The sequence below is a fragment of the Telmatobacter bradus genome, from assembly GCF_048629425.1.
Classification (GTDB): domain Bacteria; phylum Acidobacteriota; class Terriglobia; order Terriglobales; family Acidobacteriaceae; genus Telmatobacter; species Telmatobacter bradus.
The window spans coordinates 4143079-4156272 of record NZ_CP184532.1; the positions used below are offsets into that span (position 1 = coordinate 4143079).

Annotated in this window: 11 protein-coding genes; 6 read left to right on the forward strand and 5 right to left on the reverse strand. The window is 58.1% G+C overall.

The window, feature by feature from the left end; all coding sequences use genetic code 11:
- Window positions 1–223: 223 nt before the first annotated feature.
- Both ACOBR2_RS17060 and ACOBR2_RS17065 read left to right on the forward strand, forming a co-directional pair.
- A complete protein-coding gene (locus ACOBR2_RS17060; protein ID WP_420237306.1) occupies window positions 224–721 on the forward strand; it encodes a Crp/Fnr family transcriptional regulator in 498 nt (165 codons plus the stop codon).
- Between the two features lie 218 nt (window positions 722–939).
- Window positions 940–1587 carry a Crp/Fnr family transcriptional regulator gene (locus tag ACOBR2_RS17065; RefSeq protein WP_420237307.1) on the forward strand — a complete coding sequence of 216 codons (648 nt, stop codon included), beginning with the start codon at window positions 940–942 and terminating at the stop codon, window positions 1585–1587.
- 81 nt (window positions 1588–1668) lie between these two features.
- Here ACOBR2_RS17065 and ACOBR2_RS17070 read toward each other — a convergent pair whose 3' ends face one another.
- Entirely contained in the window at window positions 1669–3963 is a 2295-nt protein-coding gene (locus ACOBR2_RS17070) for a DUF5703 domain-containing protein (protein WP_420237308.1), read from the reverse strand.
- Window positions 3964–4426: 463 nt separating this feature from the next.
- Window positions 4427–5371, reverse strand: coding sequence for a universal stress protein (locus tag ACOBR2_RS17075; protein ID WP_420237309.1), 945 nt, complete (start codon window positions 5369–5371; stop codon window positions 4427–4429).
- Between ACOBR2_RS17075 and ACOBR2_RS17080 the strand changes: the two genes are divergently transcribed.
- Together ACOBR2_RS17080 and ACOBR2_RS17085 are read left to right on the forward strand one after the other, a co-directional pair.
- Entirely contained in the window at window positions 5370–5552 is a 183-nt protein-coding gene (locus tag ACOBR2_RS17080) for a hypothetical protein (protein WP_420237310.1), read from the forward strand. The two genes, ACOBR2_RS17075 and ACOBR2_RS17080, sit on opposite strands and share 2 nt — an antisense overlap.
- A gap of 171 nt (window positions 5553–5723) precedes the next feature.
- Window positions 5724–6200, forward strand: a complete 477-nt coding sequence (locus ACOBR2_RS17085) for a chemotaxis protein CheX (RefSeq protein WP_420237311.1) — start codon at window positions 5724–5726, stop codon at window positions 6198–6200.
- A gap of 148 nt (window positions 6201–6348) precedes the next feature.
- Here ACOBR2_RS17085 and ACOBR2_RS17090 read toward each other — a convergent pair whose 3' ends face one another.
- Window positions 6349–7143, reverse strand: coding sequence for a hypothetical protein (locus ACOBR2_RS17090; RefSeq protein ID WP_420237312.1), 795 nt, complete (start codon window positions 7141–7143; stop codon window positions 6349–6351).
- A 313-nt stretch (window positions 7144–7456) separates the two neighbouring features.
- Here ACOBR2_RS17090 and ACOBR2_RS17095 point away from each other — a divergent pair, with 313 nt between their 5' ends.
- Window positions 7457–8737, forward strand: a complete 1281-nt coding sequence (locus ACOBR2_RS17095) for a c-type cytochrome (RefSeq protein WP_420237313.1) — start codon at window positions 7457–7459, stop codon at window positions 8735–8737.
- A gap of 408 nt (window positions 8738–9145) precedes the next feature.
- Here ACOBR2_RS17095 and ACOBR2_RS17100 read toward each other — a convergent pair whose 3' ends face one another.
- Window positions 9146–10543 carry an IS1182 family transposase gene (locus ACOBR2_RS17100; RefSeq protein WP_420237314.1) on the reverse strand — a complete coding sequence of 466 codons (1398 nt, stop codon included), beginning with the start codon at window positions 10541–10543 and terminating at the stop codon, window positions 9146–9148.
- Between the two features lie 252 nt (window positions 10544–10795).
- Window positions 10796–12049: an alpha/beta hydrolase-fold protein gene (locus tag ACOBR2_RS17105; protein ID WP_420237315.1), complete on the reverse strand. Its 1254-nt coding sequence runs from the start codon at window positions 12047–12049 to the stop codon at window positions 10796–10798.
- A 126-nt stretch (window positions 12050–12175) separates the two neighbouring features.
- Here ACOBR2_RS17105 and ACOBR2_RS17110 point away from each other — a divergent pair, with 126 nt between their 5' ends.
- Window positions 12176–13150 (forward strand): serine/threonine-protein kinase, encoded by a 975-nt coding sequence (locus ACOBR2_RS17110; protein WP_420237316.1) that lies wholly within the window; start codon window positions 12176–12178, stop codon window positions 13148–13150.
- Window positions 13151–13194 lie beyond the last annotated feature (44 nt).

Genomic DNA, 13194 nt, shown 5'->3' on the forward strand with positions numbered 1-13194 from the left:
CACCTCTTGCCTGAAGTTGTAGCCCCGCGCCCGAGCAATCCGGCGCAATAGCATTTTCGGAATACGTGTATTCCCAAAATGCACTAAGGAGCCGTCGGTGAGAATGCCGGGAGCTTCACGAATGGACGTGCAACACGCACACCGGCCGGTGGCCGACAGGCGTAACGTCGCTAAGGCGCGCCGCCGGACCACACCACGGACCGAGAAACGGGAGAAGCAAACCATGCCTTCTGAAGCAAGATCCGAGCGCATGGATGCGGTAGCAGCGCATCCGCTGGCCGAGTTGCTGGAGTGCCCGGCAGAAGCCGGGAACCTGCTCAATAAAGCCTCACAGTGCCTGAAGTTCAAAGAAGGCGAGATGGTTTTCCAACAAGGCGAGTCTGCCCGCGGCCTTTATGTGGCCATCAGTGGACGCTTCCTGCGCAAGTCCGAGCGGCTGCAAAGTCGTCTTACTCTGGGCCCGGTGCGCCCCGGAGATCTGGTCGAACTAGCTGCGGCGCTCTCCGACTGCAGCCATACCTACACTCTGACGGCCCATTCTGCCGGATCGATGCTTCTGCTGCCGATGGAAACCCTGCGTAAAACCTTCAGCTTTTATCCGCCACTGCGCATGAAGCTTCTGGAGGAACTGGCCCGCGAGGTCAGCCGTGGCTATCTACTGTGTGCTCAGCAGCGTGCAGCCCATAGTCGGCGTTCAACCCCGCATGTCTCTCTGGCTTAATCCCGTCGCACTTACCGCTTTTGGATGTCAATTTTTCTTCTCTCCCACAAAAAATCTTGCATTTTCGCAAGCATGGAAGCCTCCTGATAGAAAATACGCACAGGATTGATAGGTTTTGTGCGCTATACTTCTATTTGACCAACGAATTCAGTATGGCCTCCATCCATTCCCACCACCCTCCGGAAGATTGTTTGAATTGCGAGCATCGCCATATGCGTATGTTCTGCAATCTCACACCCGAGGCGTTGAGTGACTACGATCAGATCGGCATCATGATGAGTCACGCGCGCGGGGCCAAGCTGTTTTCTGAAGGCGACCCGGCCCGCAACGTTTTCGTCATCTGTTATGGTCAGGTCAAGATCTCCTCAACCTCTCGCGACGGCAAAACCATGATCCTCAAGATCGCCGGACCAGGCGACGTGATGGGTCTGAGCGCCGTTCTAGCCAACGTTCCCCATGAAGTCACCGCCGAAGCTATTGAGCCCTGTCAGGTGAAAACCGTGCGTAAACAGGAGTTTGTCGAATTCCTGGGCCGCCACGGCATCGCCTCGATGCACGCCGCGCAATCGCTCAGCGGCGAATATCTGACCGTCTTCCATGACGCCAAGCGTCTGGCACTCTCCGGTTCCGCAGCTGGTCGTTTGGCCCGTTTGCTGCTCGACTGGGGCCGTCAGACCACCAACAGCAAGACCGAACTGCGCTTCACCATGGCACTGACCCACGAGGAGATCGCCAATATGGCCGGAACCTCGCGCGAGACCGTCACCCGCCTGCTGAACCAGTTCCGCCGTGACGAGTGGATCACCATCAAGGGCACCAGCCTGACCATCGTCAAGCCCGACCAGTTGGAGCGGCTGACCGCGTAAGTTATAGCAAAGCAAAAGATTGCAATCAGAAAGGCCCGGAAGTTTTCTTCCGGGCCTTTCTGCATTCCATCCACGCATACTTCAAGGATGCAGCGGCAATACCGTCACGTCCTTGCTTCGGCTGGAGGGCGTTACCTTCAGTTGCACCAGCCTGCCGTCTTTTACCTTCCCCTCGACCACAGTATTGTAGGGTGCATGCAGGCGGAAGTCGGCATTCCAGTCCGCAGGCCAGGCTGGCAACAGCAGAATCTTTTTTCCATCGGTCTGCAGCAGCATCTCCTGCAGCGTGATCATGCCCGAGCCGCCATTGTCCAGGTCTGGAATCCAGTCATGCGCTGACCGCCAAAAATACTGGAAGCGCTGGTCGCCGTAGTTGGTAAATTCTGCCAACACAGCCTTCCTGGCCTCCTCGGTCAACCCCAGCACGGCCGACTCGGTGCCGTCCTGCCCCCAGCAAGTGTTCTGCGGCGAACGCCGAGAGGCGTAGGTATTCAGCGCCAAATCCAGATGCTCTTTGCCTACCCCGAACAATCGATAGGGAAAAGCTACATAGAGCTCGGGATTCTCCGAGTTGCTCGTCTTGCCGTAACTCTCGGCCGGCAGCAGAATCTCTTTTCCTTCTGGAACGCCTTGACCATTCGGCGGAGTCTTTCCATTCGTGGCTGTTCGTCCCTGAGGCAACAGCGGCAAAGCCTGCCGCAAATGCTCCCAGCGAGCGCGTTCAGCCGCCGTGGTGAACTCCTGCGGCACCGCCAGCAAGCGCGGCAGAAGCGACATCAATCCGGCCAGATCCGGTGTGGGGTTGGTAATGTTTAGCTGATAGGTTTCCAGCGACTGGGCTGGATACATGCGAAACCGGCCCTCCGGCGATTCGCGCGGCCAGTGTTCGCCGTAGTAAGTCACAATCGCGTCAGCAAAGGGAATCAGTTTTTGGCGGGCAAAAACGTCATCCTGCGTATGCTCCCAGTAATCGAGCATCTGCGCCGTGACTTCCAGACCGCCCTGAATGTGATAGCGCTGCCAGCGGCTCTCAATCTCGTTTCCGGGATTCTCCCATCCGAAATCATGCAGACTGGGCAGGCCGAAGAAGTACATCGTCTCCGGAAACGATGCGCCATCATGATGATAGTAAAGCTCTGTACGGGCCTTGGCGAGCGGCAATGCCCGCAGATACATATTGAACCACGGCTGCAGTAAATCGTAGTCACCCGAACCCAGCAACGGCCAGTAGAGCAGCCGGTTGTTTTGGTTCCAATAGCAGTTGCCCCAGGCACGAAAGTCCGGGCTGCGCTCGACCTCTTCGGACTTTGGCGGAGTCGCATCTTTGTGCATCACCGTCTGCACTCCACCTACGGTAAATAGTCCGCCATTGTATTTTACTGGTAGTTCTCCGCGCGATGAAGCTGCCATCATGTAGCGCTGCACGGCATACCCCATCGATACCTTGCTGGCCTCCGGCGTACCTTCCACCCGTACCCAGCTACGCTCCCAAAACGCCTTCCACCACTCCTCGTGCTGCTTCCAGGCCAGTTCCAGATTTTCCGGATTGCTGCCCTTCTCGGCCACACGAAGCAGCGACTGAAACTCTTCTGGACGCTTGCACTGGCCACTGGCGGCCACCACATCAAAACGTAGTTCCTGGGCGGGTTTCGCTGTTGCCAAACTCTGATCGCCGTCACGCTTCAGATCCGGACCGCTCAGCTCAGCACCAAAGCAGCGATGCAGAAGCGGATCACTGAACCTGTTGGCCAACGCCTCCAGATGCTCTTCATGCAATACCGTGGGATAGATGCTTTGCTTGTTCCAGTGGAACCACCGCACATCCGCCTTATCGGTTCGCACATCGTCAGCGGCAAAACTGACCGGAATCCTGTCGCTTGCCAACTCCGCCATGCCTGCCTTGTCTGCAGAGTCGTCGGCTATGGTATGTGCGCTCCGCCATGTCTCCAGCGACGCATGAGCAACTACCGGCTGGCCACTGTGTAACTCAACATGCAATGCTGCATTGTTGGCGTCCACCCAGATACGTGCCGTATGATCGCCTTCTTTCAGCTCCAGCAGGGCGTTTTCCAGGTGCAGCGTCTGGGAAAAGTGCTGGCCTGTAAATAGCTGGGGCGTGGTGTGAATGCGAATACGGCCCAGCTTGACCAGCTTGCCGGTCTCGGTCCACGCATCCGCCTTGGCCAATAACAAGACGATGTCGCCATTAGCCTCGGTCCACACATTGGCAGCCAGATCGCCATTGCCCAACGGCATCGAATCCTGCTGCCCACTCCCGAGGGAGTTCCAGTTCACATCCATGCCAGCCGCAGCTCCTTGTGCTGGATCGGGCGGCAATTTGACGCCCGACGCCTCGGCACACTGCAGACAGAACAAGGCAATCAGTACAGCGCAGAAACACAACCACAGATCAGAAGCACAACAATAAAATTTCCCGGTGCATTTTCCTCGACGCATGACACTCCCGCAAAAAAACATGGCTTGAATGCATTCTGTATGGCGGTTGCAGCTAGAGCCATTCTCCAGCTGCTATAGAAAGAAAACATGGCGACGTCGTTCTAATAACCACTAGGAATCGTACCGGATACAAGCAAGCACGTGCAGAATACCGGGCGGCATTCCTCGATTGCATCGCCTGACTGCAAAGCAAAACAGCGTAGCTGCACCCCGAGGCAATCTTCTCAAGGTGGATTTTTGCTGGGAAAAATCCACCTTGAAGACTCCAGCAAGGCACACTTCCTCTGATTTTGTTCGGGAGGATTGATTGCAGACAGAACCGGCTCTCCAAGGAAATTCCCGAGAAGACCTTGCCTTGAAGCCTGCCCTCCGCCAGATCGCCTCACATACGGCTTGCAGCAGCCTCTTCCATATATTGTTCCCAGTGGGGCAACGGATCTTCCCGCAGAATCAACACTGGACAGCGGGCGTGCGCTACCACCTGATAGACGGTGCGGTCGCGGGTCAGACGGTCAAAGACCGAGTGTGGCTCAAGACCGAGGATGATCATGCCGGCCTGCAGTTTGCTGGCGGCAGCCAGAATCTCGATGAAGGGATTGCCGTGTACCACCAGAGCTTCCACCTCCAGGCAGCAACCCGAGGCCGTCTCTGCGGCAAGCAGACGCAATTGCTCGAGTACTGGTTCATCGAGCGCGGCTGGTTCGCCCTGCCTGGGGCCATCTGCAAGCATCGGCAGCACATGCATCACCACCAGCCGCGCATGGGTTTTACTGGCCAATGTGCAGGCAAGCGCTGCGCTCGGACGTGAGGTCTCTCGTAAGGTGGTCGCATGCAGAACGATAGGATCGTCTGAATTGTCCTGGAGATGAGCCTCTGGCCCCACGGTAATGACCGGGAGATTGACCGAGCGCAGCACTTGTTCAGCCACGGAACCGAGCGGAGACTTGCCCTGCCGGATGCGGTTCCGGGTGCCGATCAGGATGCGGTCTGCGCGGAACTGGCGGGCGGCGTCGGCAATCTGCCGGGCCGCGGCGCCATCCCGCACCACGGCGTCACAAACCACGCCGCGACGCGTTGCAGCCTCGCACCAGGGTTGGAGAGCCTTTTCTGCCTGCGAGATAGCCAGCGTTGGATCGTAGAAAGGGGTTCCGTGGTCGTCGATCGACAGGGTGACCGACGGTTCAAGAGCATGCAGCAGGATCAGGTGAGCGCTTGTACGATTGGCCTGATCAAGCGCATGGGGCATCAACCGCTCCAGGTCCGCCAGATCGGTGGCGACCAGAATGACGGCCGGCTGAGCCCTACGGGGAAGGTTGGCTTCCGGCATGGCAATGGTCCTCGGACGGCTGCTCCGCGAACGCGGTGGGGAAACAACCCGGAACAGGAGCGACGTACGGCCTGCTCCGGGCGGTATTCCGGAAGAACAACCCGGAGCCGCCGATGGGGGAGAGTGTGGCACCGAAGCGGCAGCCGGACTGTGTCTGGCAGCACGTCAGCAAGTGATTTAAATCACTCGGCGGCGGGATTTTCTTGCGCCTATGAATAAAAAAATCTAATGACTTCGGAGTGGGAGATTTCCTCCCAGTTTTCTTCTATTTTTTTCATGCATTTGCGTTTCTGCCCGATAAATAGTTTGTGAAGGCTCATTCGGCTGAGCCGTCTCTGGGAGAAAACTAACCATGAGCGTCCATATCGACGAGGAATCTGTGATTAAGGCCAACGACCAGTTCTGGGAACAGATGCTGGCCATGCGCCTGGAGCATGTGCCTTCGCCCGACTTATGCTGCGTCGACGCCGGCCATCTGCTGGCCAGCGTTCAGCTTAGCGGCACATGGACGGGAAGAATCGAGGTCCGGCTAAGCGACGGGCTGGCGCAGAGCGCTACCGCCGCCATGCTTATGCAGCCCCCTGAGAGCGTCGCCGAGGCCGATCGGCTGGACGCCAGCAAAGAGATTGCCAACATGATTGCCGGAACCATCAAATCCTGCCTGCCCCGGCCCTGCGCAATGACGGTGCCGGAATCCCGCGTGGAATCCGAGCGGTTTTGTGAGCCGCCGCGCACCGAATATACCCTGATCGTTGGCTTCCACCACGCCGACGGCGATCTAATGGTCCGCGTCTCAGAACAGGAACCCGGCAGCGAGACGATTCAATAACGCCAGAGTTTTTTTCTATCGAGCCTCCAACTTTTCCGGACAGTTCACGCTGTCCGGTTTTTTTGGGCAAAAATCCGCTTCCAAACAGCAAAAGACCCCCACCGTAATACGGTGGAGGTCCTTTGTTTTTATTATGATTGCACTTTTTTTAATTTAACCAACGGAAGCCGGTGGGGCGGGGAGGCGGTACCGGCAAAACGATGAAGCCCTCGCGCCAGTGGCCGTCTTCACGGCATGGCGGAGCGCCAAAGATGCGCAGTGCAGAGTTGTTGTGTTCTTCCAGCGCCAGACCGGCCAATCCACTCACCAGCGCCTGCAGCTGATCGTGATTGGGAGGGCAATTGGTGGTGAAAGGAACCACGCAGCGCAGAGCCGCGTAGGCCGCTGCCAGATCGCTGATGTGGGAACGCCGCTTGGTAGGCAAAGGCGTGAGGCCAAGTGACTTCCAGGCCGCATGCGGATTGCATTCCACCAGCACACGTTGCCGCGGATCAGCGCCACGGTCGCGCTTGTCCAGCCGCCGCCAGCCGCGTCGGCAGAGCGCGTCATAAAGGTCAATGCAGAACTCGGAGTAGTTGCGGTGGGTAACGGGCTTGACCATCCCGGGCAGCCCGGTTTTGGAGACCGTGTTCAGCTGGCGCTCGCCCAACCGGGCATACGTCAGTCCATTCTTCTCTGACTTCCAGGCCTGCGGACCATCCAGCATCAAAATACGAATGTCGCGTATGGTGCACAGGTGATTGAGGCGGCCGGCCAGAATCTCGGGGTCCACCGGACCTTCCGGCTCGCCCTCCGGCCCCATGGGAAGGATCTGGCACTCGATGGGCGCAGTTGGTTGACTGGCCCAAGGCATGGACAGAGTCTGCCTGCGGACGCGATCCAGCAGAACAACGCCAAGATCAGCCCAACGGCGACATGCGAGATCGATAGAAAGTACGGCCACAGAAGAAGATTACGGTGCCTTGAGAGGAATACAGACAGACAGTGAAGGATGAGTTGTGCCTTAGGAACCGAATTGAAACCCTGCTTCAAAATGGAACATGCCGCAAATTGCTCCACATTAGCCCTGCAAGAGGACTTTTCGCCCGAAAAGAATCCTCCTGACAGAATGTGAAACACTGAAAATGCAGTCGCCTGAGACAGAAACCTTGCTCTTCCAATCCGGGACTGCTTAAAGCTTTTTCGGAATACAGGGAGCACTTCCGGAAATGCTATAACCTCCGCCTCCGGCGTTTTCCCAGCGAAAGACTACTGAAATGTTGCTGCATCTTTCATTTTTTCTGTTTTCTGCCGTTGTGATTTATGCGGCCTGCGAATATTTTGTAAACGCCGTGGAGTGGTGCGGAAGCTCCATGCAGGTGGGCACGCTGGCCATGGGCTCGCTGCTGGCCGCCTTCGGTACGGCCCTGCCGGAAAGCCTGGTAACGCTGGTGACCGTGGTGTTTGGCCACACCGAAGCGGAAAAGCAACTGGGTGTGGGCGCGGCCATGGGTGGTCCTCTGGTGCTTGCCACAGTGGCCTATGCCGTGGTGGGTCTTTCGCTGCTCTTCCGCTCCCGTTCGACCGGCGACAGCTACCGTATTCCCGCCAGCCGGGATGGCATACGCCGCGATCAGTCTTTCTTCCTGCTTCTTTTTCTCGCCAATCTGGCGCTCGGACTGACGAACTTTGCCGGGAAACGTTGGCTCGCGTTCGGCTTTGTGGCGGCTTATCTGGTGTACGTCTGGAAGCGGGCGCAGAACGGTGGACCGCTGGTGGAGGAAGAAGCGCTGGAGCCGCTCAAGCTGCATCCGGACAATCCCACCTTTGGCTGGGCAGCGATGCAATTTGTCGCTTCGCTTGTGGTGATTACGCTCGCCTCAAAGTTTTTTGTGGGGCAACTGGGCGCCATCGGCGCGGCGCTGCACTTTCCGCCGCAGCTGGCGGCCCTGCTGCTGAGCCCCCTGGCCACCGAGCTGCCCGAGACGATGAACGCCATTCTATGGGTTCGACAGGGCAAGACACGGCTGGCGCTGGCCAACATCAGTGGGGCCATGATGATCCAGACTACCATTCCCGCAGCGCTGGGAATCTTCTTCACCAGCTGGCATTTCGACTATTCGCTGCGTCTTTCGGCCCTGATCACCCTGTCCGCAATTCTCTTCCTGTGGCTGACCTTCCTGACCGGCTGGATCCGGCCCGGAGCTCTGGTTGCCGTCAGCCTGCTTTATCTGGTCTTTGGCGGCGCGGTCATTTCCTACATTCATCACCGCTGGCAGCATGTGCCGGCCGAGGACCATGCGCAGCAGAATCCCGTGGCCAGCCAGCCTGAAGCGATTGCCGCCGGCCAGCGGCTGTTTGGCGAGCACTGTTCTACATGCCATCAGACGAATGGCAATGGCCGCAACCTGACGGAGAACCGTCTGCATGGAACCACCGACGGCGACCTGGAGTGGTTTCTGCGGCAGGGCGATATGGGCCAGGGAATGCCTAGCTGGAACGGCCTGAGCCAGAACGAGCGCTGGCAACTGGTCAGCTACCTGCGGACGGTGCAATAAAACCGTCCCCTAGTGTTCTGAGTCTGAAATCCTCATCAAACTTCAGCCTGTCCTCCTGAGCGACCGCAGGGAGCCGAAGGATCTGCGGTTGCTTTTTACCTCTGCCTCCACGAACTTTGGCTCCAAAGATACATCAATTTTCGCGGAAGATCCTTGAAGAACAACCGCAGATCTTTCGACTCCGTTTGGCCAAAAAACGGCCAAACTCCGCTCCAGATGACAGGACAATTGGGATGCGAACTTTAGAGACAGGACCCTAGGAGTCTGTCGCTCATAGCGTTTGCGATTTTTGCAGGAGATGTCGGCCTGGCTGCGCAGTACTGGATTTGTCTGTTGCTGTCAGTTTTTCTCTACCGCACCGTATCTTTGAGGCGCGACTCTGATTCGGATTCTGATCTTTCGTTGTTTTTACGCGTTTTGCAGTGCCCATCCGGAGCGAAAGAGCTTCAACAGATTGCTGACCGCGCACACCAGCCTCCACTCTCCGCTCACATTCTGTTTGCCGCGCATGCTGAAGCGACGAAAACCGCGGCACTCCTTGATTTGTCCAAAGACCAGTTCCACGATCGCCTTGCGTCTTTTGTAGACTGCGCGTCCGGCCTCGGTCTTCAACTTATGTTGCATTTGTTCTCGTGCCGTTGCATCTGACGGGGCTTCACCACAGGCTATCTCCGTTGGATCACTATGTTTGTCGCGGCCTGTGGCGATGTATAAGTCGATTTCAGCTACCGTTGCGTCGGTCACATTTGCTTCGCTGAAGTAGCCGGTATCAGCGCTGACTTTCTCGGGCTTTTGGGCAAGATTCTTTTCGATCTGTGCCACCATCGGCAGTAATTGTTTTTTGTCGTTCGTCTCCTGCGTAACCGCGGCGGCCACGATTACCTGCGCGATGGAATCGACCGCGATCTGCGCATTATAAGCCTGTAAAAAGCTGCCTTTATTGGCGCCATCCGGCATGATGCGGCTCTCCGGATCCGTGAAGTTGCGCTGATCCTTGTCTGCGGGTTTTGCCTTGTCCGGATCAGGGGGATTCGACTTGCGACCACGTTTCTTTTTGCCCGCGCGACGATCTTCTTCCTCGTCAGCCTGTTTCTTTTCTGCTTCAGCAAGTTTCTGCTCAGCCTTCTCGCGGGCCTCGTCTTCGAGTGCCTGCTTCGCTTCGCGAATCTTCTGCAACCGGCTCTCGCGTCGCTGTAACTCGTCGGGAAGTTCTTCGCCGTTCCGATCCTTGCCGTACTGCGCGTCCTCGTCGGCATCCGCTTTTTCCGCAGCAGCCAACAGAGCGTTGATTTCCTGCTTCAGGCGCGCCTCGCTCTCGGTCATGCGCTGGTAGCTCATCGCCTTGTGCTTGCTGGCGTTCGCCCTGATCTTTGTTCCATCGATCGACACATGACCCAGCTTAACCAGACCGGCTTTTGCGCACAGCAACAAGGCCTGCGTGAACAGTTCGGACAGCGCAGCCAGATGCCGTTTGCGAAACTCGGCCAGCGTGGCGTGGTCCGGATGCTGGTCGCCGGAAAGATAGCGAAATGCCACGTCTTCCCAGGTATGCTTCTCAAGCCTGCGTGAGCTGTAAACGCCCGTGGCATAACCGTACAAAAGAAGGCGAACCATCATCTCCGGAGCATAAGCCGACTGGCCGCGACCATCCTTCTCGCGATACGAAGCATAGATCGATTCAAGATCCAATGCCGAAACCACATCCACGACAAAACGAGCCAAATGGCCGTCAGGTAGCCAGTCGTGAAGGCTGGGTGGAAACAGAAGCGTCTGGTTGACCGTGTCTGGAAGGAAGTTCTGGCCCATAACAAAATCGTAATCTGCTGGGCCTGGTCTGGACCAGGACCTCGGGCAATTCTATGGGCGACAGACTCCTAGAGCAAATTCAGAATGACCGTGCAGTCTGAAAGAGTGTGCAGGGTGCCGTTTTCTTGAGGAAAACGACACTTTGATCCATCAATTCCCTCTACAGCAATTCTGAATTTGCTATAGCCGCAAAAACAAAGATGCGGCGAGGGTGAAGCACCTACACAGTGTTGGTATTGATTTGCCTGCTCATCAGAACAAACGGAAGGCATTGCTGCCGGAGTTTGCAGGGGGTTGTGCGGGCGCAGGACGTTTCTCCCAGCGCTCTTCGTGGCGATCATCGCGGAAGAGTAGCGCCACGACGCGACCCTGTGCGTCGCGATCCACGAAGACCCGGCTGATGCTTGATCCATAGGGATAGAACAGCTCGCTGGGCGACTCGGCGGCCAACTCGGTGAGCTGCCCATACTGGTCGCGCACAAAGATCTGCTCATTCTGGCGGTAAAGCTGCATTGCGCCGCGACCGTGCGGCTCCGTGTACTCGCCCTGCAGCGATTCAAGCTGTGCTGGCATCAGGTGCATGGCGGGCGGATGCATGGGTACGACGGTGCGCTCGGCGTAGGGCGGCGGTTCTTTGGTGGGCGGCGGTTCTTTGGTGGGCGGTGCTTCGTGGCCGTGTTTGACGGGTGCGGGCGTCGGCTCAAGATGATGCGAAAGCAGCCAGCGCGGCAGATCCGGCTCATTGAAGGCGCGGGTCCAGCAATCGTGCTTCAGGCCCTGAAAGATCCACAGGCGCACGCGGCCCCCCTCGGCCTTGATGGCGTCGTACATCAGATCGTCCTGTTTGGGCTGCACAATCGGGTCTTCGCTGCCGTGAAAAAGCCAGGCTGCGGTATGGCCAAGAGCGTGCGCGTATTCGGCGGGCAGCGTGTTGGCGTGCTGCCAGCGCTCTGGCGCATAGCTCCAGAAGACGCCGCCGGAGGCAATCGAGACAGCCGCCCAGCGCCGGGGGTGCAGCCGCACCAGCTCCCATGCGCCGTAACCGCCCATGGAGAGGCCGGTCAGATAGGTGCGATCCGCGTCGGCATGGAACTCGGCCGTCTCCTGATCGAGCGCCTCCATGGCCATGGCCAGATTCTCGCTGTCGGTCCAGAAAGTGCCCTGCGGACACTGCGGCAGAACCACAATAAAGGGCCAGCGCTCCGGATGGTCGCGGATGGCCTGCGGCAGGCCCACCTGCGTTTGCCACATTCCCTCACTGCCGCGCTCGCCGCGCCCGTGCAGGAAGAGAATAATGGGCCACTGCCTATGGTCATCGCGTCGGTACTGCTCGGGCAAATAGACCTGAAAATGATGCGTCTGGCCGTGCAGCACAATCTGCCGGTTCAGAAAGCCGGTTTCCTGCGGTTCCTGGGCACGCCTCGCCGCATTGGCACGCTCCACGGCACAAAACAGGACGAGAATGGTCAGCAGACCGGCAACGAGTTGGATTTTGAGTCGAAACATGGCTGTAACAACAAGAATATAGATCGGATTCACTTCTTTTTGCCAGCCGTAGAAATTCTCCCCACAAAGCACCAACATTTTCCTTGCGAGTTTCTTACGTTCTTCGTGGAAAAATAGAAAACACTTATGGCTCAGACGCAGGTCAGGCCCGAACCCGGACAAATGCTCGATCATTACCGGCTGGAAGCTGCGGTCGGACGCGGCGGCATGTCGACGCTCTATCGCGCTACCGACCTTGCTACCGGCCGTTCCGTGGCGCTCAAGCTGCCCCACGCCGAAATGGAGCAGGACCCGATTCTGGTCGAACGCTTCCGCCGCGAGCAGCAGATTGGCCAGGAGCTGGACCACCCCGGCATCGTGAAGACCATTGCCGACGCCGAACGCTCCAGCAATTACATGGTGATGGAGTGGGTGGAGGGCACGTTGCTGCGTGACCTGCTGAACCAGCAGGAAAAACTGCCCATCGAGCGGGCCACGCGCCTCACGCTCAGCATCTGCGACGCGCTGGACTACATGCACAAGCGCGGCGTGGTGCACCGCGACCTGAAGCCGGAAAACATCATGGTGCTGCCCGGCGACCAGATCAAGCTGATCGACTTTGGCATTGCCATGAAGGAAGACGCTCGGCGCATCACCTACTCCGGCCCATCGCCCATGCTGGGCACGCCCGACTACATTGCGCCCGAGCAGGTGAAGGGCCAGCGCGGCGATCAGCGCAGCGATATTTACGCGCTCGGCGCCATGTTCTATGAGATGCTTACCGGCCAGCCACCCTATACCGGGCAGAATCCGCTGGCGGTGATGAATGAGCGTCTGCTGCACGATCCTGAGCCGCCCCGCAAGCTGAACAAGCTGATCGGACCACAGTTGCAGGAGATTCTCTTCCGCGCTCTCGAGCGCGAACCCCGCCACCGCTACGCCACCGCGCTCGAAATGCAGCTGGATCTGGAGCATCAGGATCAGGTGGGCGTGGAGGAAGGCTCCCGCCGCCCCTCGCTGCACCAGCGCATGCCGCAAAGCCGCCGCATTCTGCTCTACGGCGCACTCTGCATGCTGCCCGTGCTGCTGTTCGTGATCATGCTGGCAATGGCGCGGCGGTAGGCCACCTGCGGTGGGGCTGATCGCTTCGCCTGCCACCTGCAGTG